We start from the raw sequence: 23,319 nt of genomic DNA, 5'->3' as shown, positions 1-23,319 counted from the left end.
CCTTCTACCCTTGAGGCAGAAAAGGCGGAGCAAGCATGACTCCGCCTTGTTCAATCAAGCGTGGGCTGCAAGCCAGTTCGAGAGCACGTCTTCCAGCGCCTCAACCAAAGCTTCGTTTTCCAGCTCTTCTATCAGTTCGGCGATGAATGCTTTAATCAGCAAGCCGCGTGCTTCATTTTCCGGAATACCGCGCGCCATCAAATAGAAGAGGTAGTCTTTCGACAGCTCGGTAACCGTTGCACCATGGCCGCAAGCCACGTCATCAGCGAAGATTTCCAGCTCTGGCTTTGCATCGAACTCGCCATCATCCGATAGCAGCAGCGTGTTGCAGGCCATACGCGCATCGGTTTTCTGGGCGATCTGTGCAACACGGATCATGCCCTGGAAAACGCCGCGTGCGCGATCCTTGACCACGTTGCGGATAATCTGGGTCGAACGCGTGTTCTCAACCAGATGTGCAACCGTCATGGTGACATCGGTGTGGGAATCGTCTGCCAGCAGATTGAGGCCGCGAAGCTCGAAATCCGAATCTTCGCCTGCCACTGTCAGATGCACTTCCTGCCGAACCAGCTTGCCGCCAGCATTGACGATGTAAAGCGTGAGCTTCGAACCTGTGCCAATGGTTGCGTTGAACTGAGCAAGCTGCGTTGCCTGACCAAAATCACGCAGAATAACCCAGATGACATCAGCGCCATCGCCAACGCTCACATGGCTGACAGAGGTTGAGAAAGCATCGCCTTCGCCACCTGACTGACGTTCAATGATCGTTGCCTTGGCGTTCGCCCCAATTTCAACAGGAAAGCGCGTGTGGCCCTGCCCGGTCTTCTGGATGTTCTGAAGTTCAAGTGGTGCTTCAAGCTCAGTGTCAGCCGCAATCGACAATCCCCAGCCGTCGCTGACATAGGCAGCGTTGATCTGGCCAATCGTATCATCGGTTCCCCGAGTGTTAAGCTGCGAAACGAGCGAACCATCCGCAAGCCGGTCACGCACGGCAGTCAAGGTCACACCTTCCGGTGCCTTGGCTGCAAGCGTTGCACCATTGCTCACCGCAATGACAGAAGAGCCTGCCAGCAATGCGGGAAGCGCATTGGTGCCTGCACTCGGGTTGAAATCAGCAACGCCTTTGAGCAACGTGCGGAAATCCGTGTAATGCCAGCTTTCAATGCGGCGCGACGGAAGACCGTTCACTTTCAACGATTCCAGCGCATTGTCACGTGCAACCACGACATCGGCATTGCCCGGAAGCTCGCCCATACGGGTCGCGAAACTGTCGATCAGTGCGCTTTCGGCTTGCGTCCTTGGCTTTGAGGTCTGGATATTCATAATCCGCCTCCTTAGGCTACTTCGCCAATAATGTCGGCGTAGCCGTTTTCTTCAAGGTGATTTGCAAGGGTCTTGTCACCAGACTTGATGACTTGTCCCTTGTAAAGAACATGCACGCTGTCTGGAACGATATAATCAAGCAGACGCTGATAGTGGGTGATCACGATCACAGCCCGGTCTGGCGAACGCAGCGCATTCACACCATCGGAAACGATCTTCAGCGCATCAATGTCGAGGCCGGAGTCTGTTTCGTCGAGAACGCAGAGGCTTGGCTCCAGAAGCTGCATCTGAAGAATTTCAGCACGCTTCTTTTCGCCCCCCGAGAAGCCCACATTGAGCGGACGCTTGAGCATGTCCATATCGATGTTAAGGCCGCCAGCCGCTTCCTTCACGCGCTTGATGAATTCAGGAATTTTGAGTTCTGGCTCGCCCCGCGCTTTGCGCTGGCTGTTCATGGCAACCTTGAGGAATTCCATCGTGGCAACGCCTGGGATTTCCATCGGGTACTGGAACGCAAGGAAGATACCCTTGGCAGCGCGTTCAGCAGGGTCAAGTTCGAGGATCGACTCGCCGTTATAAAGGATGTCGCCTTCGGTCACTTCGTAATCATCGCGGCCTGCAAGGATGTAAGACAATGTCGACTTGCCCGAGCCGTTCGGGCCCATGATGGCGGCAACTTCGCCCTTGTTTACGGTGAGGTTCAGACCACGGATAATTTCAGTATCCGTGTCAGCGATCTTTGCATGAAGGTTCTTGATCTCAAGCATGGGTATAAACCTTGTTCTTGTACCAGGAAAAGGCTGGTCAGAAAAATTGGAGAAAGGCAGTTAAAGCGCGTCGGATTAACCAACGCTGCCTTCAAGCGAAATGCCAATGAGCTTCTGCGCCTCGACGGCGAATTCCATTGGCAGCTCCTGAATAACTTCCTTCACAAAACCATTGACGATGAGGGCGATTGCCTCCTCTTCCGGAATACCGCGCTGCATAACGTAGAACAGCTGGTCTTCGGAAATTTTGGAGGTGGTTGCCTCATGCTCAAACTGTGCCGTGGCGTTTTTCGCCTCGATATAGGGCACGGTATGCGCTCCGCAATCGTTGCCGATCAGGAGACTGTCGCACTGGGTGAAGTTACGGGCATTTTCAGCCTTACGATGGGCTGAAACCTGTCCGCGATAGGTGTTGCTGGAATTTCCGGCCGAAATACCCTTGGAAATGATGCGGCTCGACGTGTTCTTGCCAAGATGAATCATCTTGGTGCCGCTGTCGATCTGCTGATAACCGTTGGACACGGCAATCGAATAGAACTCACCGCGCGAATTGTCACCGCGCAGAATGCAGGACGGATATTTCCACGTTACAGCGGAGCCTGTTTCAACCTGCGTCCACGAAATCTTGGAATTATCACCACGGCAATCGCCACGCTTGGTCACAAAATTGTAGATACCGCCCTTGCCGCTGCTATCGCCCGGATACCAGTTCTGAACAGTCGAATACTTGATCTCAGCGTTTTCAAGCGCGATCAGTTCAACAACGGCTGCGTGGAGCTGGTTTTCGTCGCGCTGTGGTGCCGTGCAACCTTCGAGATAAGAGACATAAGCGCCTTCTTCCGCGATGATCAGCGTGCGTTCAAACTGGCCCGTATTTTTTTCATTGATACGGAAATAGGTCGAAAGCTCCATCGGGCAACGAACGCCCTTTGGCACATAGACGAACGAGCCATCGGTGAAGACAGCCGAATTCAGCGTCGCATAATAGTTATCCGAAACAGGAACAACTGAAGCGAGATACTTCTGAACCAGTTCAGGATGCTCGCGAATGGCTTCTGAAATCGAGCAGAAGATCACGCCTGCTTTCGCAAGCTCTGCCTTGAAAGTCGTGACAACCGAAACACTGTCGAAGACCGCATCAACGGCCACACGGCCCGATGCATAAACATTGTCCGATGGATTGCCATCAATTTCACTCGGCTCGCCCTGCTTACGCACACCAGCGAGAATTTCCTGCTCGCGCAGTGGAATACCAAGCTTTTCATATGTACGCAGCAGTTCGGGATCGACTTCATCAAGTGAAAGCGGACCCGACTGATTCTTCGGAGCGGAATAGTAATAGGCGTCCTGAAAATCGATCTTTGGATAATCGACACGCGCCCATTCCGGCTCTTCCATAGTGAGCCAGCGTTCATAGGCCTTCAGACGCCACTCCAGCATCCATTCCGGCTCGTCTTTCTTGGCCGAAATAAAGCGAATGATATCTTCGTTGAGGCCTTTAGGGGCTTTTTCGGATTCGATTTCCGTCTCAAATCCGTACTTATACTGGTCCACGTCCAAGCCGCGAACCTGATCAATGGTCTCCTGCACTGCAGGCATTGGCGTTCTCCATCCTCGTCGAATTCAAGGTCCGACAGTTGCAAACGTCAGGGCGATGATAGTCACTATCCTCGCCACAATATAGTGTGCGTGACGCTTCTTTAAAACCTCTCTAAACTAAATTTCAAGCCCAGCTTTAAATTTGCCGGTAAAATTCAAGAATAATTTACAGAGATAGGCCCGATTACGCACTTAACTGGCCTTTGAGCGTTCATGACGGGCGACGATTTTTCCCAAAACGTCAAGAAACTGATCAACAGATTCGATAGGCGCATTGGGCTCAAGCGAAACACGGATCGCTCCCGGACCTTCTTCATGGCCCATAGCAGCCAGCACATGGCTTGGACCGACCTTCCCCGAAGAACAGGCTGAGCCTGCCGAGAGCGCTATGCCACCAAGGTCGAATGCGATCTGAACGGTTTCAGCCTTTTGCCCGTCGAGCGAGAAGAATGTTGTGTTGGGCAGCCTATCAACGGATTTGCCGTGGATCATGGCACTTGGTGCGATCTCCATAAGCCCCGCTTCAAGCCTGTCCCGCGCTTCAAACGACCAGCCATTGCCGTTCAGGCGTGCATGCGCAATATCTGCGGCGGCACCAAAGCCTGCAATCAACGGCAGCGCTTCCGTACCCGCACGATGTCCTTTTTCCTGACCACCGCCACGAACGAGCGCCTTCGGCATCATAAGATCAGAGATTGCGATCACAGCACCAACGCCCTTGGGACCACCGATCTTGTGTGAGGAGATTATCAGATAATCGCCACAACCCTCTGTCATATCGATCTTAATGCGTCCTGCGGCCTGTACCGCATCAACGACAAAGATGCCGCCTGCGGCTTTCACCGCTGCCGCAATTTCGCGTATTGGCTGAATGACGCCAGTTTCATTATTCGCAGCCTGAACAGCGACAAGTGGCAAGCCCGCTCTCTTATCGTGCGCTCTCAAAGCCAGCTCCAGAGCATCAAGACGAAGGCAACCATATTCATCAACAGGAAGAATCGTGATGTTTTCCGGTGCAAATTGCCCGCCGGCCAGCACACAAGGATGCTCGGTCGCACTGACATAAAGATGGGACAGGCGTACCGGCGAACGCCCCATCATATAGACTGGTGTTAGAAGTGTGGATGCGGCTTCGGTGGCGCCAGATGTAAAAAAGACGTGGTCAGGCCTGGCATTCACGAGGGCTGCCACACTGCGACGTGCCGATTCGACCAGCCCACGCGCCATGCGCCCCTCACGGTGAACGGAGGATGGGTTGCCCACAATGCCCAATGCTTCGATAACCGCATTGCGTGCTTCATCGAGCAAAGGCGCACTGGCATTATAATCCAGATAGAGCCTCTTGCCGGTTCCGATCACCGATACTATCTCCTAAGCAACATCATAAAGTGGCCTCAAGCGCAATTTTCTTGAATTTTCAATCCAGAAAAGCCTATTAAGCCACATCAGGTACTGAACTTTGGTCCAGTCTAACGAAATTTCCAATCGGTTTTAGAAGCGGCGCACACTCACGTCAAGTTCGCCATTTTAAAGCCGATCTTCCGATCACCAGCGGAGTACACATGCCAGAAGTCATTTTCAACGGCCCTGCCGGACGCCTTGAAGGCCGCTATCAGCCTTCGCGCGAAAAGAATGCGCCTATCGCTCTCATCCTGCATCCGCATCCGCAGTTTGGCGGAACAATGAACAACAAGATCGTCTATGATCTGTTCTACATGTTCCAGCAGCGTGGTTTTACAACGCTTCGCTTCAATTTCCGTGGCATTGGCCGCAGTCAGGGCGAGTTCGATCATGGCGCGGGCGAATTGTCAGATGCTGCCAGCGCACTTGATTGGGTGCAGGCTCTGCACCCTGATTCCAAAAATTGCTGGGTTGCCGGTTATTCGTTCGGCGCATGGATCGGTATGCAGCTTCTGATGCGTCGCCCGGAAATCGAAGGCTTTATTTCGGTTGCACCACAGCCGAATACCTATGACTTCTCGTTCCTTGCACCTTGCCCATCGTCCGGCCTGATCATTCATGGCGATCAGGACAAGGTTGCGCCGCCAAAGGATGTGCAGGGATTGGTTGATAAGCTCAAGACACAGAAGGGTATCAACATCACGCAGAACACGATGCCAGGTGCAAACCACTTCTTCTCCGGCATGGGTGATGAACTGATCGACGAATGCTCGGAATATCTGGAACGCCGACTTGCTGGCGAACTGGTTGAAATTCGTCAGAAGCGTCTACGTTAAACAAATAAAATCTGACTCTTGTTAAAGCCCGGTGATTGTTTTCACCGGGCTTTTATTTTTGGTGGAAGCGCAAGAACACCGCCTGAAACAGGCTTATCGCAACCTGTTGTGTTTGGGTATGTCAGGGGCAGCCCACGCATGGAACGCACGGCCAGATAGGCCCATGCTTCCGCTTCCATCGCATCCCCATCAAAACCGGCTTTATCCGCATCCAGCACACATGCGCCTTCGCGCTCTGCAAGTGCGGTCAGCTCCGCCATAATGGCCGCATTCTTGCGTCCGCCACCACTGATCACATAGGTCCGTGGCTTTGCAGGCAGATGCGAAGCCGAGCGCAGAATGGCGGCGGCACTCACATAGCTAAGTGTGCGCGCACCTGTTGCAACGCTTGCCTCATCTTTCGCTGGTACAGCAAAATCGCCACGGTCCAGTGACCGGCGATGGTTCCCCTTGAAAAAGGCGTGATCAAGATACCTCAGAGCCAAGATCTTATCCACGGTGCCGCTCATGGCTGTAATACCGCCGGAGTCAAAGCTGCCCTGTTCGTGCAACTCCATCCATTGGTCAATCAGCATATTGCCCGGTCCACTGTCATAGGCCATCAGTGAACCATCTTCGCCAACATAGGTGAGGTTGGATATGCCGCCAATATTGACGAAAACAACCGGGCCTTCGAGACCAAACGGAAGATTGGTGGCAAGCGCTGCATGATAGGCAGGAATAAGCGGTGCACCTTCGCCGCCGTGCCGCATATCTTCGGCACGCATGTCATAGACAACAGGAATGCCGGTTTCTGCCGCCAGAAGCGGTCCATCTCCGATCTGGACAGTCAGCGCCTCACGCGGACGATGCAACACGGTTTGGCCATGAAATCCGATCACGTCAATGTCTTCTGGACTGAACGAATGTGCGTATAAAAAATCCTGTATTGCGACCGCATGAAGTAATGTCTGGTCATGTTCAAGCTGTTTAAGAACACCGGGCCGCTCATGGCGATCCGTGATGCCTCGCGCATCAACAAGCGCGGCCTTCAAACGTGCCCGAAACCCGTCCGAATAAGACACCGCACTGGATGGCCCCCGCTCAACCCAGTTTTCGCCATCGGTGGTCAAAAGCGCAATGTCGATACCATCCATGGAAGTACCGCTCATCAACCCTATTGCGCGTTTCAAATCGCCCATACCGGAGTTTCCTTGTTATTCCCGCTTGAATGATGTTAAAGGCAAAATATCATAAGGCGGTAAGCACTTGATTACTGTTATTTCCATTCTCGCCTAACCAGTCAGGAAAAGGGCATGTCCGGTTTTAAATCCGATTTTCTTCGCACGCTTTCCGAGCGCGGCTTCATTCATCAAATGTCTGATGAAACAGGCCTAGACGAATTGTTGGCCAAGGAAACTGTGACGGCTTATATTGGCTTTGATCCGACAGCGCCAAGCCTTCACGCTGGCGGTCTGATCCAGATCATGATGCTGCACTGGCTGCAACAGACCGGACACCGCCCTGTAGCTCTGATGGGCGGCGGCACTGGCATGGTGGGCGATCCATCCTTCAAGGATGAAGCGCGCAAACTGATGACGGAAGATACAATTGCTGAGAATATCGCAAGTATCAAACGTGTCTTCGCAAATTACCTGAGCTTCGGCGATGGCCCAACCGATGCGCTGATGGTCAACAATGCCGACTGGCTGCGCGACATCAACTACCTTGAATTCCTGCGTGATGTTGGCCGCCACTTCTCGGTCAATCGCATGTTGTCGTTTGATTCGGTCAAGATGCGCCTTGATCGCGAGCAGTCGCTTTCGTTCCTCGAATTCAATTATATGATCCTGCAAGCCTATGATTTTGTAGAGCTCAACAAGCGCTACGACATCCGTTTGCAAATGGGTGGCTCGGATCAGTGGGGCAATATTATCAACGGGATCGATCTCGGTCACCGTATGGGAACGCCGCAGCTTTATGCCCTCACCTCGCCTTTGCTCACCACGGCATCGGGCCAGAAAATGGGCAAATCGTTGGGTGGCGCGATCTGGCTGAACGCCGATATGCTCAGCGCCTACGACTTCTGGCAGTATTGGCGCAACACGGAAGATGCTGACGTAGAACGCTTCTTGAAGCTCTATACGACATTGCCAATGGATGAAATTGCAAAGCTTGCTGCACTTGGCGGCTCGGAAATCAACGAAGCGAAGAAGATACTTGCGACCGAGATCACCGCGATCCTTCATGGGCGCGATGCTGCGGAAGAAGCGGCAGAAACCGCGCGCAAGACTTTTGAAGATGGCGAACTGTCGCAGAATCTTCCAACCGTCGGCGTTCATAAGGCGACACTCAATGACGGTATCGGCGTGCTGGCTTTGATGGTGCTTGCAGAACTTTGCACCACCAATGGTGAAGCCCGCCGTCACATCGAAGGTGGTGCTGTGCGCATCAATGATGAAACGGTCACTGATCCACGTTTGAGCATCAATGCAACAGCGCTCAATGAGCAAGGCGTCATCAAGGTGTCACTCGGCAAGAAGCGCCATGTGCTTATTCGCCCTGCGTAATCCAAACTAAAGATGAAGAAAAGCCGGGTTTTGCCCGGCTTTTCTTGTTGTGATCAGAACTCAAAAATGGAACGGAAAATACCCGGCGCGATGATTGAGATCGGATTAACAATCACCTGCGGCTGCTTGGCACTGCCTTCAAGCTTAAAAGTAATACCCAAAAGACCACGATCCCGTCCATTGCCCAAAAGCGCTCCGAAAATCGGCACTTCACCAAAAATGCGGTTTACCCCATAAGCAGGCATGAATGTGCCGGTGATCGACATATTGCCGCGCGGATCATACAACGTTCCCTGAAAAGTCGTTCCGACTGACGGACCACGGACGACGCCTTTCGAAAGCTTCATATAGCCTTCGCCCTTTTCAATCAGAGAAAAACCGCGCTCAATATCAACCCGCGACACGTCAATATCACGTTTAGCAGCCTGGCTAAGACTGGCGCCGCCCGTATTTGGAGAGCTCGTAACAATCTTTGCCAGTCGGGGCTCATTGATGATTGCAAAATTACGAGCGTCAATCTGACCACTTAGAGGTCCATTGCCCTGTCCCGCGAGGCCGACAGTGATCTTGCCACCGCGCATTTTGTCATAAAAATCAAAGAACCGCAAAACCGCACCGGCATCATTGGATTGTAACGATACTGATCGTGCGTCACCCTGATCATTATTCGTTGCGACAAAGGTTTCGCCAGAAGAGGTGATCGCATTGACCGAAACGCCGGAAATCTTACTTCCTGCATTCTCGTAAGAAACGGCGACATTGCGCAGCTTCTCATCGTTGAAGCCAGTGACCTCATCAATCTGAGCACTCACAATCACGCGGGGGCTTTTGCCACCCGAGGCTTCAGTCTTTTTCTGAAGGTCCGACACTTGCTTGATGATCGACCGGGCATCAAACTGCGATCCGCGCACCGTTACACGATAGCCGCCCGTTCCTTTCGTCGCTTTCACGCTCATGCGATCTGAACGCGTGAGACGTATGTCGTCGAAATCAGCAGACTGCAAATCACCGCCGACAATTGACAGATTGCCCTTCGCGCCGAAGGCATCGCCGGTCAAAACCAGATTGCGAATATCGATCTTGCTATCTGCGTCACCGCTTCTAACCAAATCGAAAGTCGCCTTGGCCGGAACCCCGCTCCCCTTGCGCCAGCCAAGCCACGGCAAATTGATCTGCGTCTTGTTCAGATCGGCTGCAACATGCCGCTTGCCATTTTCTTCCATGCCAAGATCAACGGAAATCGGTCCAGTAAACAGGTCTTTCAGTCCGGGCAACACCTTGCCACGCGCATTATCGTCAAGCTCAAGCCTGATATTCTGTTCGCGTTTAGCAGGGCCAGAGCGGTCCACAGGCTCGGTCATCGATATTTTTGCAGGTACCCCGTCAAGCTTGGCATCGGCTGAGATAAGAGCAACGGATTGATTGACCTTGATGCTGCCATTTGCATTGGTAACGGTAGAGCCTCCGACCGGCTTGGAAATGGCAAGATTCGTAAATCCAATATCAGCATCCCATGTCAGCGTGCCGGGTGGCGCTCCTTTGGAAACAGCAAAGCCGACCTTAACATGGGCTTTCACATCACCTGTCGCATCTTCCGGCTTGAAAGGAACGTTTTTGAGAACATCAATGGGCTTTTTACCGGCAATCTCGGCAATCGCCGCAGCTTCGCCCGAAACGAGCAAATCAAGTGTAGCGATTACTGGCCGTTGCGGCCCCCACGGAATAATCAGCGTTCCGTCTGAAACCATCGCTTTGCGATTATCCGGAGTATAGGCAACGCCCTTTGCCAGCTTGATTGTTGTATGCGCGCCACGCACTGAAATGCTTCCTGCAACATCGCGCACCGGCGGCAGTTCTCCGATCACATCAAAGCGCGTATCGGCCACATTGAAATCGGCCTTGATCTCTTCGCCTGTCAATGGCGGCGGCAAACCGGGGCCATTAAAGCGCCCCCCTGCAAGCGAAATATCAATGCGGCTGTCTTTCAACGTGCCACCAAAGAGGTTTTTGAGAACCCATTCACGTGCACCATCGGCAACATCGATCGGCCAGAGATGTTTTGCGTCCGCAACCGGCATTTCAGGGATGCGCAGCATGAAAATCATTTCTGGCGAACCATCGCCAAACCCCATGCTGCCCTGTCCATAAAGTTCACCATTATTCGTCTTAATATCGAGATTAGAGAATTGAAGACGCTGTTGATTAGCCAGAAAATGGCCGGCGATCCTCACGCCGAAAGCCAATTGCGGATCATTTGATTCTGCTGGCATGCTGGTGGCGGAACTGGTCACCACTTCAAATCGATAATCAGGACCGCCGCTTTTATTTGTTTCGTCCGGTTCCGGTCCGAAAGCACCATTAAAGGCCGCAGTTAAACCGCCCAACTGCAAGCGCGACGGCTTGATTTCAATTTTCCCGCTGCCAACAGAATGCTCTATCAGCAGCACCGCATTTCCGCGCACATCCGAAACGCGACCAACCTCTATATTGATGTCATCAGCGATGAGTTGCGCGGTCACGTGCTCAGGCACATCCCCATTGGCAACCTTGCCAGACAAAGCAAGGCTCGCCGTGGCTTTTAAATCGAAATGCGCAGGATTGGCTCTGTTGCCATCGATAATGGCTGCAACTTCCTCCGGTGAACCCAGATCAACCGGCAAATTGCTGATCTTGATCTGAAAGCCATCCAGATCATTCTCATGGCCTTTGCGATCTATGCTGCCATCAACCGAAATTATCTGATTATGCCATACGACACTGCCGCTCACCGAGATTTTTCCCGAATCCTCGACAAGCCGAAGCTTTTTCACGTCAATGCTTTGCTGCTGATCACCGGTTTTAAAACGGATTGTGGTGTTGAGCAGCCCGATAGCCCGAGTGTTCTGGTTCTGCAGCAATTCAAGATTGCGGCGCATAGTGGAAAAAAGCTCGCCCGAAACGGCGTCGAAATCAATATAACCCCGCTTGTCATAGGGGAGCGATTTCCAGAATCCTGCCCCCTCTTGCTCTGGTAAATCGAAGGCTGCGCCATCGATCTCAAGTTCGGCAACACGAATCTTGCCCGCCAGCAGCGGCAATGGTGCCAAGCCCAGTCGCACCGATTTGATATTTTTGATTTCAATGCCCTGTCGCGGATCATTGATCGAGACGTTATTCGCCTCCATTGCAACGAGACTGTTCTGATCAAGCGATAATCCGGCACTGCCGATCGTTGCAGATGCATCTTTTCCGAGCAGAAGACTAAGGCTCTTTTGCGCCTCGTCGCGCAGAAGGTCGCTGTTCACGCCACCACGCAGGATCACAAACCCCACGCCACCAACCAGAACCATAAGGATGCACAACGATAAAACGGCGTGCGAACACCACCGCAAAAACGAACGTCGGGGACGCCATAACGGAAGCACGCCGCCCTCATCGCCTTCAATGGCGAGGCGTTCGATTCTCTTCATCTCCCGCTTCGTAAAGCGAATTTTGCGCGGTTTATCTGTCAATATTTGAGCCGAACCCGTAATTTCTGCAAATGCTCACCCCTGCAATGCGGATTATAAAAACTCCATATCTATCTGTTTTTATTCCATTTATGCATATTAGCCAAACCGTTGATCGCTTTGTTTAACACCCTCTTGTCAGATGTTGCGTGGCATGGTTCGACAGGTCTGGACAGTTGCACAAGCTCACCCTGAATGCGATAGCTTTAAATGTAAATGTAACAGGCAGTTTCCCCGTTTATCCATAAAAGAAAGGCGCAGATATGGCTCGTCCCCAAGTTGGAGATCAGGCACCCGATTTCACATTGCCTTCAGACAACAGCGATACGATCACTCTTTCATCGCTGAAGGGCAAACCGGTCGTTCTTTATTTCTATCCAAAGGATGACACTTCGGGCTGCACGAAAGAAGCCATCGCCTTCTCACAGCTAAAGCCGGAGTTCGAGAAAATTGGCGCCCGTATCATTGGCGTCTCGCCAGACAGTGCGGAAAAGCATGCGAAATTTCGCAAAAAGCATGCGCTGCGTGTCGATCTGGCAGCAGATGAAGGCAAGACTGCGCTCGAAGCATACGGCGTATGGCTTGAGAAAAGCATGTATGGCCGGAAATATATGGGCGTTGAACGGACGACGTTTTTGATTGATGCCGATGGCCGTATCGCCAAAATATGGGAAAAAGTAAAAGTCGATGGCCATGCTCAGGCTGTGCTTGAAGCAGCGCAAGCACTTTGAGTGTGAAAGCCTCGCATAAGGTTCGTTTACCATGATAGCGTGAAGTCGAATCAACAATTGAGGATGCGAAGACAGCAGGCATGGCGCAAAAGTGGAACAAGACAGAGAAAGCAAAGCGCGAGAAAGGTCACAGTGATCCTATCGCGCCGTCTGTTTCCATAAAAAGAGCGCATATAGCATTGCTTGGCTTTATGGTTGTGTGTGCGGGCATTGGAGCAAGCATCTATAGCGGATTTGAAAAGGCTCCTGACAATGAACAAGGCCTTGATAAACCAAATAGCAAGGTTGCAGCGATCTTGAAGAGGCCGACCACGATGCAGCCATTGCCCGAAATGCCTTCAGAGGCACCTCCTGGCGTCTCCACCCGGCCCGAACTTTTCACACCTGAAGACGCGCTTATGATTAAAACGATTGATCCTATTATCACGGGGCCCCGCGCATATAAGCCACGCGCTGGGTCCAAGAATTCCTGAAAGACACAAAAAAACCGGCACAAGGCCGGTTTTTTAAATTTTATCCGACCAAACTCAATCAATGTCCTCGATGAGTTCAGCACCGCCATTGATGCGATGCGCAAGGGCTGCTTCCATAAATGGTGTGACGGCACCATCCAGCACTTCCTGTGGATTGGTGCTTTCAACGCCGGTGCGCAGATCCTTGACGAGCTGATAGGGCTGCAACACATAAGACCGAATCTGATGGCCCCAACCAATATCCGTTTTGCTGGAATTGGCAGCATCTGCGGCTTCTTCACGCTTCTTCAGCTCTTCCTCGTAAAGACGCGCGCGCAGCATCGACCAGGCTTTTTCACGGTTCTTATGCTGTGAACGCTCGGCCTGACACTGCACAACGATACCCGACGCAATATGCGTAATACGCACAGCCGAATCTGTTGTGTTGACGTGCTGACCACCCGCACCCGACGCGCGATACGTATCAATGCGAACATCGGCTTCCGTCACCTGAACATCGATATTGTCATCGATGACCGGATAGACCCAGATACTCGCAAATGACGTATGGCGACGCGCATTCGAATCGTAAGGCGAAATGCGAACCAGACGATGAACACCCGATTCCGTCTTCGCCATGCCATAGGAATTATGGCCCTTGATAAGAATCGTCGCAGACTTAATGCCAGCTTCTTCGCCGTAATGAACTTCCATTACCTCGACTTTGCGTCCGCTGCGTTCAGCCCAGCGGGTATACATGCGCAAAAGCATCGACGCCCAATCCTGACTTTCCGTACCGCCTGCACCGGCATGCACTTCAAGATAGGTATCATTTGCATCGGCTTCGCCCGAAAGCAGCATATCGATCTGGCGGCGATCGACCTCCTGTTTCAGTTCACGAATCGTATTTTCGGCATCCGTGATGATCGACTTGTCATCTTCTTCTTCGCCCATGGCGATGAGTTCAATGCTGTCGTTCAGGGTCTGCCTGAGACCATTAATGCCATTGATGCTATCTTCCAGCTGCTGGCGCTCACGCATCAACTTCTGGGCTTCCTGTGCATCATTCCAAAGCGTTGGATCTTCAGCTCTCTGATTCAGATAGCCCAGACGTTTGATTGCCTGATCCCAGTCAAAGATGCCTCCTCAGCAGGCTTATCGCCTGCTGGATTTCGTCAACCAGCGTCTCGATTTCCGCGCGCATGGGCAAATCGTTCCTTCAATTATTCTGCAATTTGTGGAGAAAACAAAACTCTTAAAGAGCCAGTCTCACACCCTGAACTGAACATGCAAAGCTGTTCAGGCGCCGCGGACCATAATTAGCACGCGGCACAGTGTAAAGGGGCAGAGGTCAGTAAAGTCCGCCCGATCCAGAATTGATGGCGCGGGTTGCCTGCGGTGACTGCGGCTGAACTGGCGAGCCTTCACGATACTGGTCCATGCCGATCACGGAATAGGTATCAGAAGGACCGGTACCCGGCTTGAATGCTTCCATGATCAGATTCGGATCGCCCTGATTTGTACGCATACCAGTCTTCCGATTGATAGCAATCAGCGTCATGCCTTCCGGTACACGGAAATCCACTTTCGGCGTGCCAGCCAGAGCCTGCGTCATGAAATCCTTGAACACAGGAGCAGCCAAACCACCACCGGTACCACCCCGGCCAAGCGGCGTTGGTGTGTCGTATCCCATGAATACACCGACAACGAGATCAGGCGTAAAGCCAACAAACCATGCATCTTTTTCGTCATTGGTCGTGCCAGTCTTACCGGCGAGCGGACGGTCAAGGCTCTTAAGAATCTGGGCCGTACCGCGCTGCACAACACCTTCCATCATCGATGTAATCTGATAGGCGGTCATCGGATCAAGCACCTGATCGCGATCATCGATCAATGTCGGCTCGTCCTGATTAGACCATTGTTGAGCATTACAACCTTCGCACTTGCGCGCATCATGTTTGAACACCGTCTTGCCGTAGCGATCCTGAATGCGGTCGATCATTGACGGCGTGATGCTTTTTCCGCCATTGGCGATGACAGAATAAGCTGTAACCATGCGCAGAACTGTCGTTTCACCGGCACCAAGCGCCATAGAAAGGACGGGCAGCATCTTGTCGTAAATACCGAAGCGCTCCGCATATTCGGCTACCGTCTTCATGCCCATGTCCTGTGCAAGGCGCACGGTCATGACGTTACGCGACTGTTCGATACCATAACGAAGCGTCGAGGGACCGGAGAACTTGCCGGAATAGTTTTTGGGAGCCCATACGCCAAGTGAGCCACCCTGATTGACCTCCAGCGGACCGTCGAGAACAACGGAAGCCGGTGTGTAGCCATTATCAAGGGCTGCTGCATAAACGAATGGCTTAAAGGACGAACCAGGCTGGCGATAGGCCTGCGTGGCACGGTTGAATTCAGACTGACCGTAGGAAAATCCGCCCACCATCGCCAGAACACGGCCCGTATGCGGGTCCATTGCAACCAATGCCCCTTGCAGCTTCGGAGGCTGCTGCAAACGGAAACGGGAATCGCCCTCACCGACTTTCGACACATAAATAATGTCGCCAGCTTTCAACACGCCTTCTGGCGATTTTGCACTTCCGCGCTTGCCATCAATGTTGGTAACACGCATTGCCCATTTCATGTCATCGGCTGAAATAAATGCGCGTTTGCGTTCCTTGCTGCGCGAGCCTGAACCTTCAACGGCAGGCTGAAGACCAATATCGGCACCGGCCGCAGAAACATTGAGCACAACAGCAAGCTGCCATTCGGGCACATCTTCATAGGACTGCATATCACCGAAGGCTGTGGCCCAATCACTGCCGATTTCGACATGTTTCACGGGACCGCGCCATCCACGCGCTTCATCATAGCGAAGCAATGCTGACTGAAGCGACTTCCGGGCTTCGACCTGTAAGGTAGGATTGAGCGTCGTCCGGACAGACAGTCCGCCTTCATAAAGTGCATCAACGCCATATTTCTGAATGATCTGGCGGCGCACCTCTTCACTGAAATATTCAGACGCAAACAGGTAATGGGTTGCTGTGCGGGTCTTCACGCCAAGCGGTTCTTTTTTGGCTTCCTCAGCTTCCTGGGTGGTGATGTAGCCGTTTTCAGCCATACGGTCGATCACCCAGTTGCGGCGTTCAATCGCGCGTTCAGGGTAACGGAACGGATGGTAATTGTTCGGACCTTTAGGAAGGGCTGCCAGATAAGCGGCATCGGCAATGCTCAACTCGCCAACGGACTTATCGAAATAGGTCAGAGCTGCACTGGCGATACCATAGGAGCCAAGACCGAAGAAAATTTCATTAAGGTAAAGCTCAAGAATGCGGTCCTTGGAATAGGCCTGCTCAATGCGCATCGCAAGAATGGCTTCCTTGATCTTGCGGTCATAGGTCTGATTTGACGAAAGAAGGAAGTTCTTTGCGACCTGCTGCGTAATGGTCGAAGCACCGACCGGGCGGCGACCAGAACCTATATTCTTCAAGTTGGTGAGAACCGCACGGGTAAGACCACCAAAATCGAGACCATGATGCTCATAGAAGGTTTTGTCTTCAGCTGAGATAAAAGCAGCCTTGACGCGGTTCGGAATAGCCTGAATAGGCAGATACATGCGGCGCTCGCGCGCATATTCGGCCATAAGGCTACCGTCCGATGCATGGACGCGTGTCATTACTGGCGGCTCGTATTTTGCGAGCACCTCGTAATCAGGCAAATCCTTGGTGAGACTTCCAATATAAACTGCAACGCCTCCGGCAACAATCAGAGCCAGAACCGTTCCAATTCCAAAGAAATATCCGATAAGCCTTACCATTTATCCGGAATCCCGCCTTCAGATTATCAGTAAAAACAAGGGAGCATCTTTAATGCTGCCCGCCGATCAAAAACGCTTCAACCAACAGATGGGTTAGTGACCACCAAATGCGTCAAAGGCAAGATCGTTTCCAAGTTTTTACCAATTAAACCCCCACAATACGAAAAGGGTGACAAAAATACGTAAAGCTGTTGCAACCATGCATCTTATAAGCAACGCCAGATATTAAATCCTACTGAAAACTACACTATTTCAGCCTTTTGACAAAATATCAGGACGTTTTTGAATTTCAAATGCTCTGATAGCCACCGCAATGCGGTCCGCAAGCTTCCGACGCCATTCAGGATTGCTGATCAGTTTTTCGTCTTCTGCATTCGACAAATAGCCAATTTCAATCAGAACAGACGGCACATCCGGCGCCCGCAGAACCTGAAAGCCTGCAAAACGATGCGGATTGTTGATAAGGTTGACCTCGCCTTGCAGCGCACCAATGACTTTCTCGGCAAAACTGAGCGAAAATGTATGCGTTTCGCGCCGCGTCAGATCAAGCAGGATATCGGCCACTTCAGGTTGCGCTTCAGGAGTAGCACCTCCGATGCTATCGGATTTGTTTTCTCGCTCGGCCATGGCACGCGCAACGAAATCCGACGCCTTATCGGAGATCGTATAGACCGTTGCGCCGCGAATATCGCCCTGATTGATCGTATCCGCATGGATCGAAATGAAAAGATCCGCATCATGCTGGCGCGCCAGACGCACACGTTCAGAAAGACGCAGAAACCTGTCGTCATCTCGCGTCATCAAAGCTTTGATGTTCTTCTCTTTGGCCAGTCGGTCCCGTAATTCTTTCGCAAAAGCGAGTGTCAGATCTTTTTCCTTGATACCACTGAGGCTTTCAGCGCCGCTGTCGATGCCCCCATGACCGGGATCAATCATCACAACAAACGGGCGCTTGCTATCACTTCTGAGGGGAAGTGCCGTGGCACTGGCGGCGTGCTTACGTTCCGTGGAACCGGTGACGTCATACTGGGCCGCAAGTTTTTCCGCGAATTCACGATCCGACGATGCAACAATATCAGCAACCAGACGATAGCCGGGCGTCGTCTCATTCGGGAGAACCTGAACATTTTCGACGTTGAAAGGACCGCGCAATGTCAGAATGAGCCGGGACCGGTTTTCACTGACCAGACCATAACGCACGCGTGAAACAATTCCCCTCGCCTCAAGGCTTTTGTCATCAAAACCGAAACGTGTTTCCGGCAAATCAAAAACCAAACGATGCGGATTGGCGAGCAACAATGTGGAAAATTTCGGCTGGCGATCAAAATTAATCACAATCCGCATGCGCAAATCATCGCCCGCCATGCGATAGGTCAGCGCCATCAGCGGTGCATCCGGCGCCGCTTTCGCTGTGGCCATTTGAAAAAAGACCGCACAAATGATCGAGAAAGCCACGAAAGCAATTCGTATGGCCGACTTTTTTTGATCATCAAAATTTTGGTTCAGACATTGCATCCGTAATCGCTATCCAAACTTTATGGAATGATTTTGAGCCCGAAGCCTTCCAAATCTACCCCTACAAAATTGTGGTTAATGAAGGCTTTTCAACCCGCATTTCGGGGACTCAATCAACGAATTTCAGCTCTATAACTACCTTTCGTCAAAATTGCGATGAGGCTGTCAACTGATATTCGTACTTGTCATCGTTCAAACGAGGCCATAAAAGCTAAAGTTAGGTTATGGCATCGCTGCCAGATTCGTTTGCCGGTTTTCAAAACGGAGCGCGAGGAAAGTCAGCGAAAACAGTGGTGTAATAAGTTCGCCACCCATTAACCCGCACAGAATTCAACGGAATACGGCTCCCCTGCCATCTCCGTTTTTTAATCGGCCGACTGCGCATGGGTACGCGCTGTCGCCAGTGCTCCAGAAGAGCAAAGAGGTCGGCCCGGCTTTTTCGGGTCATATATGAGGTCGTTTCGTTCGGAACAGCTATGGGTCAAGCAAGACTGACCATTGCAAGCCTGAAGACCGTGATCGCCACGAGGCCATCGCGCGCAGCAACAGCAGCTTTTATTCCGACGAACCCAATATCATCCGGCAGATACAGCCCAGCCAGGACGACAGCCTTCAGGGTTTCGTCCGGCGCACGCGGCTTGCGTCTTCGCGCCGGCAGGAAAGACACTAATGTCCAACAAAATGCTTATAGATGCCTCCCACCCGGAGGAGACGCGCGTTATCGTAACGCGTGGCAACAAAATTGAAGAATTCGACTTTGAGTCGGAGCATAAGAAGCAGTTAAAAGGGAATATCTACCTCGCGCGCGTTACCCGCGTCGAACCCTCGCTTCAGGCTGCATTCGTGGAATATGGCGGCAATCGCCATGGCTTCCTGGCATTTTCTGAAATCCATCCTGATTATTATCAGATTCCGGTTGCTGATCGTCTGGCACTGCTGGAAGCGGAAGCAAAAGCCGCGCGTGCAGAAGAAGACGAAGACGAGCCAAAGGCGAAAGCCAATGATCGCTCGCGTCGTCATCGCCGTCGCGGACGTCGCGATGATCAGAATGGTGATTCGTATTCCAGCAACGCCAATAACGGTCTGCCTGCGGCAGAGCCCGTCGGGCCGGCCTTTGCAAATTATGTTCCCGGAACACCTGCCATCGCCCTGATGAAGCAGAACGGCAATGTCATTTCCGAAGCCATTGATGCCGACGATGATGACGACAACGATGTCGAAAATGAAGAAGACATGGTTGAATCGGTTGGGTCCGAAGATGCAATGGAAGAACTTCCATCGCATGGTCGCACCAATCGCCGTCAATATAACATTCAGGAAGTGATCAAGCGTCGCCAGATCATTCTGGTTCAGGTGGTCAAAGAAGAGCGCGGCAATAAAGGCGCAGCTCTCACGACTTATCTTTCACTGGCCGGTCGTTATTCAGTTCTGATGCCGAACACCGCGCGTGGCGGCGGTATTTCGCGCAAGATCACCAATCCGCAGGACCGCAAGCGCCTTAAGGAAATCGTCAAAGACCTCGAAGTGCCGCAGGGCATGGGTGTGATTTTGCGTACCGCGGGTGCAAACCGCACCAAGGCGGAAGTGAAGCGCGATTATGAATATCTGATGCGCATGTGGGAAAATGTCCGCACGCTCACCCTCCAATCGACGGCACCTTCCCTCGTCTATGAAGAAGGCAGTCTGATCAAGCGCTCGATCCGTGACCTTTATAACAAAGACATCACAGAGATCCTCGTTGCAGGTGAAACCGGCTATCGTGAAGCGAAAGACTTCATGCGGATGCTTATGCCAAGCCACGCAAAAGTTGTTCAGCCTTATCGCGAACAGGTTCCCGTTTTCACACGTTATGGTCTGGAAGCACAGCTTGATCGGATGCTTCTGCCACAAGTGACGCTGAAATCAGGCGGCTACCTCATCATCAATCAGACCGAAGCGCTTGTTGCGATCGACGTAAACTCGGGGCGCTCGACCCGCGAACATTCGATTGAAGACACTGCCCTCCAGACAAATCTGGAAGCAGCCGAAGAAGTTGCGCGCCAGCTGCGTCTGCGCGACCTTGCCGGTCTGATCGTTGTTGACTTCATCGACATGGAAGAAAAGCGCAATAACCGTGCTGTCGAAAAGAAGATGAAGGACTGCCTGAAAGACGACCGCGCGCGCATTCAGGTCGGTCGCATTTCACATTTCGGCCTTCTGGAAATGTCGCGCCAGCGCATCCGCGCATCGGTTCTGGAAAGCACGATGCAGGTTTGCCAGCATTGTGGTGGCACGGGACATGTTCGCTCCGACTCGTCGATGGCGCTGCATATTATTCGTGGCATTGAGGACTATCTTCTGCGTCACTCGGGCTATGACATCACTGTCCGCACCCCGGTTGCATCAGCACTTTATGTGCTGAACCATAAGCGCGAATTGTTGGCTGAACTTGAAGGCCGCTTCGGTGCCGAAATCAGCATTGATGCAGACGACAGCGTTGGTCATCAGCATTTTGTCATCGACAAGGGTGCGCCATCGACGCGTCCAGTGACAATCCAGCCTGCGCAGCCAATTGTCTACGAAGATGATCTCAACGACCCCGACATCCCGCTTGATGAGGATGACGGTGAAGAAGAAATCAAGACCGAAGCGCAGCCGCGCGAAGAAAACAGCGAAGAAGGTGATCGCAAACGTCGCCGTCGCCGCCGCCGTCGCGGTGGTCGTGATCGCGAAAATGGTGAGCAGAACGGACAGGCTGAAACGGACTCTGACGCATCTGACGAAGATGATGAAGAGAACACGGGCACTCAGCAAAGCGCTTCACAGAGCGAAGAAGATCGTCGCAAGAAGCGTCGTCGTGGCCGCCGTGGTGGACGCAAGAACCGTCGTGAAGACGATATTCAGGTCAAAAAAATACCTGATCCGGAATTTGTCGGCTACACACCGGTTATCCCGGCTAAGGTTGAAGAAGAACCGGCGAACATCGTTGCCAGCGAAGCTGTTGCAGCAGAAGCCGTTACGGTTGATGTGGTAGAAGCGCCCGAAGCGGCCAGCGTTGAAGATACGGAAAAACCCGCAAAGCCAGCCCGCAAGCCGCGTAGTCGCAAGACTGCGAAGTCTGAAGAAGTTGCTTCTGAAGATGGTGTTGCAGATGAAGCAACCAAGCCTGTCCGCAAGACACGCTCGCGCAAGAAGGCTGTTGAGGAGGAAACTCCGGCAGAAGCGCCTGCGCCTGCGGAAGCCGTTGAAACGGAAAAACCGAAGCGTCGTCCACGCAAGACGGCAGCAAAGCCGGAGGTTGAAGAGACTGCGGTCAAGGAAACTGTTGCCGAGGCAGAAGTGGCGACCATTGCAGAACCGCAGAAGGTTTCAGAGCCCGTTGTTACATCAAGCGACGCTGAAGAACAGAAGCCGAAGCGCGGTGGCTGGTGGCAGAAAAAGGGCTTTTTCTAAGCCCTGCCAAAATTCTGATGTAGAATATAAGAAAACCGGCGGAGACGCCGGTTTTTGTTTTACAATATCGATTTAGTAGCGATCAGATTTTCTGCTGCGGAAGCCATTCTTCGAGGCGACGAACCGCTTCCTCTATTTCTCCAAGGCTGCCTGCATAAGAAAAACGCATCGTCCGGTGACCATCGATCGGATCAAAATCACGTCCGGGTGTTGCGGCTATGTTGGTTTCAGCGATCATGCGACGCGCAAATTGCATACTGTCATTGGTAAAGCGCGACACATCACAATAGGCGTAGAATGCGCCATCCATCGGTGCCGCGAGATTGAGCCCCATGCGCGGCAAATGCTCAAGCAGAATTTTCCGGTTCTGACGATAGCGGTCTTTGACTCGTTCAAGCTCAGCGGTCGCGTTAAACGCTTCAATTGCTGCGCGCTGCGAAAGCTCCGGTGCGGAAATATAAAGGCTCTGCCCCAGACATTCGATAGCGCGTACATCGGCATCAGGCAGAACCATCCAGCCGATGCGCCAGCCGGTCATGCAATAATATTTGGAGAACGAATTGATGATCGTTACATCGTCTGACATCTGCAATGCCGTCACATCTTCCTTCTCATAGGAAAGGCGGTGATAGATTTCATCAGAAATAACGCGGATGCCGAGATCCTGCGCGGTCTCAATGATTGCTTTGAGTTCGGGCTTGTCAATCACCGCGCCCGTTGGGTTGGCAGGGCTTGCAAAAAGCACCCCTTTCAACGGCTTTTCTGCGTGGGCTGCGGCAAGCGCCTTTGCCGTCAACGCGCCGGATGCTCCGCCCTCATTGGCAATTTCCACCACTTCAAGACCAAGAGCCTTCAGGATATTGCGATAAGCTGGATAGCCCGGACGCGTGATCGCAACGCGATCACCGGGGTCGAAATAGACGAGAAATGCTAGATTAAAGGCTGCTGACGACCCTGTGGTAATCGCAATGCGTTCCGGAGAAACCGACACACCATAGTTGTGCGCATAATGCTCAGCAATCGCTTCGCGCAGTTCAATCAGGCCAAGCGCATCCGTATAACCGATGCGGCCATCTTTCAGTGCACGCTCCGCAGCCAGCCGGACGGCTTGCGGTGCCGGGTCTGCCGGTTGCCCGACTGCCATCGAAATCATCGGATGGCCCGCAGCACGACGACGATTGGCTTCCGCCAGAACATCCATGGCGTGAAACGGTTCGACTGCGCTACGGTTGGAAAGAATATTCAACTTGGCCTCCAGAAAAGCGGTGAATGCAATTCAACTCCCCCGCCCTATAATCGCCGGATTGGTAAAGCAACAGCGCTATAGTAAAAACAGCGATGAAGTTTGATTTAAGATACTTAGAGACATATGGAAGTGCTAAGATTCGCACCAAAACCCTATTAATTAT

The 23,319-nt window shown here is 52.3% G+C and carries 15 protein-coding genes; 4 read left to right on the top strand and 11 right to left on the bottom strand.

The features are described from left to right. Positions 1 to 54: 54 nt before the first annotated feature. From sufD to OPR82_RS06550, 4 genes are all read right to left on the bottom strand, one after another. On the bottom strand, positions 55 to 1,323 hold the full coding sequence (sufD, locus tag OPR82_RS06565; protein WP_265983761.1) for a Fe-S cluster assembly protein SufD: 1,269 nt from the start codon (positions 1,321 to 1,323) through the stop codon (positions 55 to 57). A gap of 11 nt (positions 1,324 to 1,334) precedes the next feature. Continuing rightward, positions 1,335 to 2,090: a Fe-S cluster assembly ATPase SufC gene (gene sufC, locus OPR82_RS06560; RefSeq protein WP_265983760.1), complete on the bottom strand. Its 756-nt coding sequence runs from the start codon at positions 2,088 to 2,090 to the stop codon at positions 1,335 to 1,337. A gap of 75 nt (positions 2,091 to 2,165) precedes the next feature. Beyond that, entirely contained in the window at positions 2,166 to 3,689 is a 1,524-nt protein-coding gene (sufB, locus tag OPR82_RS06555; RefSeq protein WP_265983759.1) for a Fe-S cluster assembly protein SufB, read from the bottom strand. A 192-nt stretch (positions 3,690 to 3,881) separates the two neighbouring features. Further along, entirely contained in the window at positions 3,882 to 5,048 is a 1,167-nt protein-coding gene (locus OPR82_RS06550) for a cysteine desulfurase family protein (protein WP_265983758.1), read from the bottom strand. Positions 5,049 to 5,251: 203 nt separating this feature from the next. On the opposite strand from OPR82_RS06550, the gene OPR82_RS06545 reads away from it, so the two are divergent. Next, the gene (locus tag OPR82_RS06545; protein WP_265983757.1) at positions 5,252 to 5,926 is read left to right on the top strand and encodes an alpha/beta hydrolase; all 675 of its coding nucleotides are present in this window, start codon (positions 5,252 to 5,254) and stop codon (positions 5,924 to 5,926) included. Positions 5,927 to 5,967: 41 nt separating this feature from the next. Here OPR82_RS06545 and OPR82_RS06540 read toward each other — a convergent pair whose 3' ends face one another. Continuing rightward, on the bottom strand, positions 5,968 to 7,107 hold the full coding sequence (locus tag OPR82_RS06540; protein ID WP_265983756.1) for an anhydro-N-acetylmuramic acid kinase: 1,140 nt from the start codon (positions 7,105 to 7,107) through the stop codon (positions 5,968 to 5,970). Between the two features lie 114 nt (positions 7,108 to 7,221). Between OPR82_RS06540 and tyrS the strand changes: the two genes are divergently transcribed. Further along, positions 7,222 to 8,475, top strand: coding sequence for a tyrosine--tRNA ligase (tyrS, locus tag OPR82_RS06535; RefSeq protein ID WP_265983755.1), 1,254 nt, complete (start codon positions 7,222 to 7,224; stop codon positions 8,473 to 8,475). Positions 8,476 to 8,528: 53 nt separating this feature from the next. On the opposite strand, the gene OPR82_RS06530 is transcribed toward tyrS, so the two are convergent. After that, positions 8,529 to 11,924 (bottom strand): RNA-binding protein, encoded by a 3,396-nt coding sequence (locus OPR82_RS06530; protein ID WP_265983754.1) that lies wholly within the window; start codon positions 11,922 to 11,924, stop codon positions 8,529 to 8,531. Positions 11,925 to 12,226: 302 nt separating this feature from the next. Between OPR82_RS06530 and bcp the strand changes: the two genes are divergently transcribed. Next, positions 12,227 to 12,694 (top strand): thioredoxin-dependent thiol peroxidase, encoded by a 468-nt coding sequence (bcp, locus tag OPR82_RS06525; RefSeq protein ID WP_265983753.1) that lies wholly within the window; start codon positions 12,227 to 12,229, stop codon positions 12,692 to 12,694. Between the two features lie 527 nt (positions 12,695 to 13,221). On the opposite strand, the gene prfB is transcribed toward bcp, so the two are convergent. The 4 genes from prfB to OPR82_RS06505 all read right to left on the bottom strand — a co-directional run bounded on the left by prfB (position 13,222) and on the right by OPR82_RS06505 (position 19,145). Then, a protein-coding gene (prfB, locus tag OPR82_RS06520; protein WP_265983752.1) for a peptide chain release factor 2 occupies positions 13,222 to 14,350 on the bottom strand; the annotation gives its coding sequence in 2 pieces (ribosomal slippage) (positions 13,222 to 14,280 and positions 14,282 to 14,350; 1,128 coding nt in all). 147 nt (positions 14,351 to 14,497) lie between these two features. Further along, entirely contained in the window at positions 14,498 to 16,963 is a 2,466-nt protein-coding gene (locus OPR82_RS06515) for a penicillin-binding protein 1A (protein WP_265983751.1), read from the bottom strand. Between the two features lie 252 nt (positions 16,964 to 17,215). Next, the gene (locus OPR82_RS06510) at positions 17,216 to 18,382 is read right to left on the bottom strand and encodes an N-acetylmuramoyl-L-alanine amidase (RefSeq protein WP_265983749.1); all 1,167 of its coding nucleotides are present in this window, start codon (positions 18,380 to 18,382) and stop codon (positions 17,216 to 17,218) included. Between the two features lie 577 nt (positions 18,383 to 18,959). Then, entirely contained in the window at positions 18,960 to 19,145 is a 186-nt protein-coding gene (locus OPR82_RS06505) for a hypothetical protein (RefSeq protein ID WP_265983748.1), read from the bottom strand. Positions 19,146 to 19,147: 2 nt separating this feature from the next. Between OPR82_RS06505 and OPR82_RS06500 the strand changes: the two genes are divergently transcribed. Then, the gene (locus OPR82_RS06500) at positions 19,148 to 21,910 is read left to right on the top strand and encodes an Rne/Rng family ribonuclease (RefSeq protein ID WP_265983746.1); all 2,763 of its coding nucleotides are present in this window, start codon (positions 19,148 to 19,150) and stop codon (positions 21,908 to 21,910) included. A gap of 82 nt (positions 21,911 to 21,992) precedes the next feature. On the opposite strand, the gene OPR82_RS06495 is transcribed toward OPR82_RS06500, so the two are convergent. Continuing rightward, complete coding sequence (locus tag OPR82_RS06495; RefSeq protein ID WP_265983745.1) at positions 21,993 to 23,156, bottom strand: pyridoxal phosphate-dependent aminotransferase; 1,164 nt, start codon at positions 23,154 to 23,156, stop codon at positions 21,993 to 21,995. Between the last annotated feature and the right edge of the window lie 163 nt (positions 23,157 to 23,319).

Origin of the sequence: Ochrobactrum chromiisoli, assembly GCF_026241335.1 — a bacterium.
GTDB lineage: Bacteria > Pseudomonadota > Alphaproteobacteria > Rhizobiales > Rhizobiaceae > Brucella > Brucella chromiisoli.
This window is presented reverse-complemented; position numbering and strand designations above follow the sequence as displayed.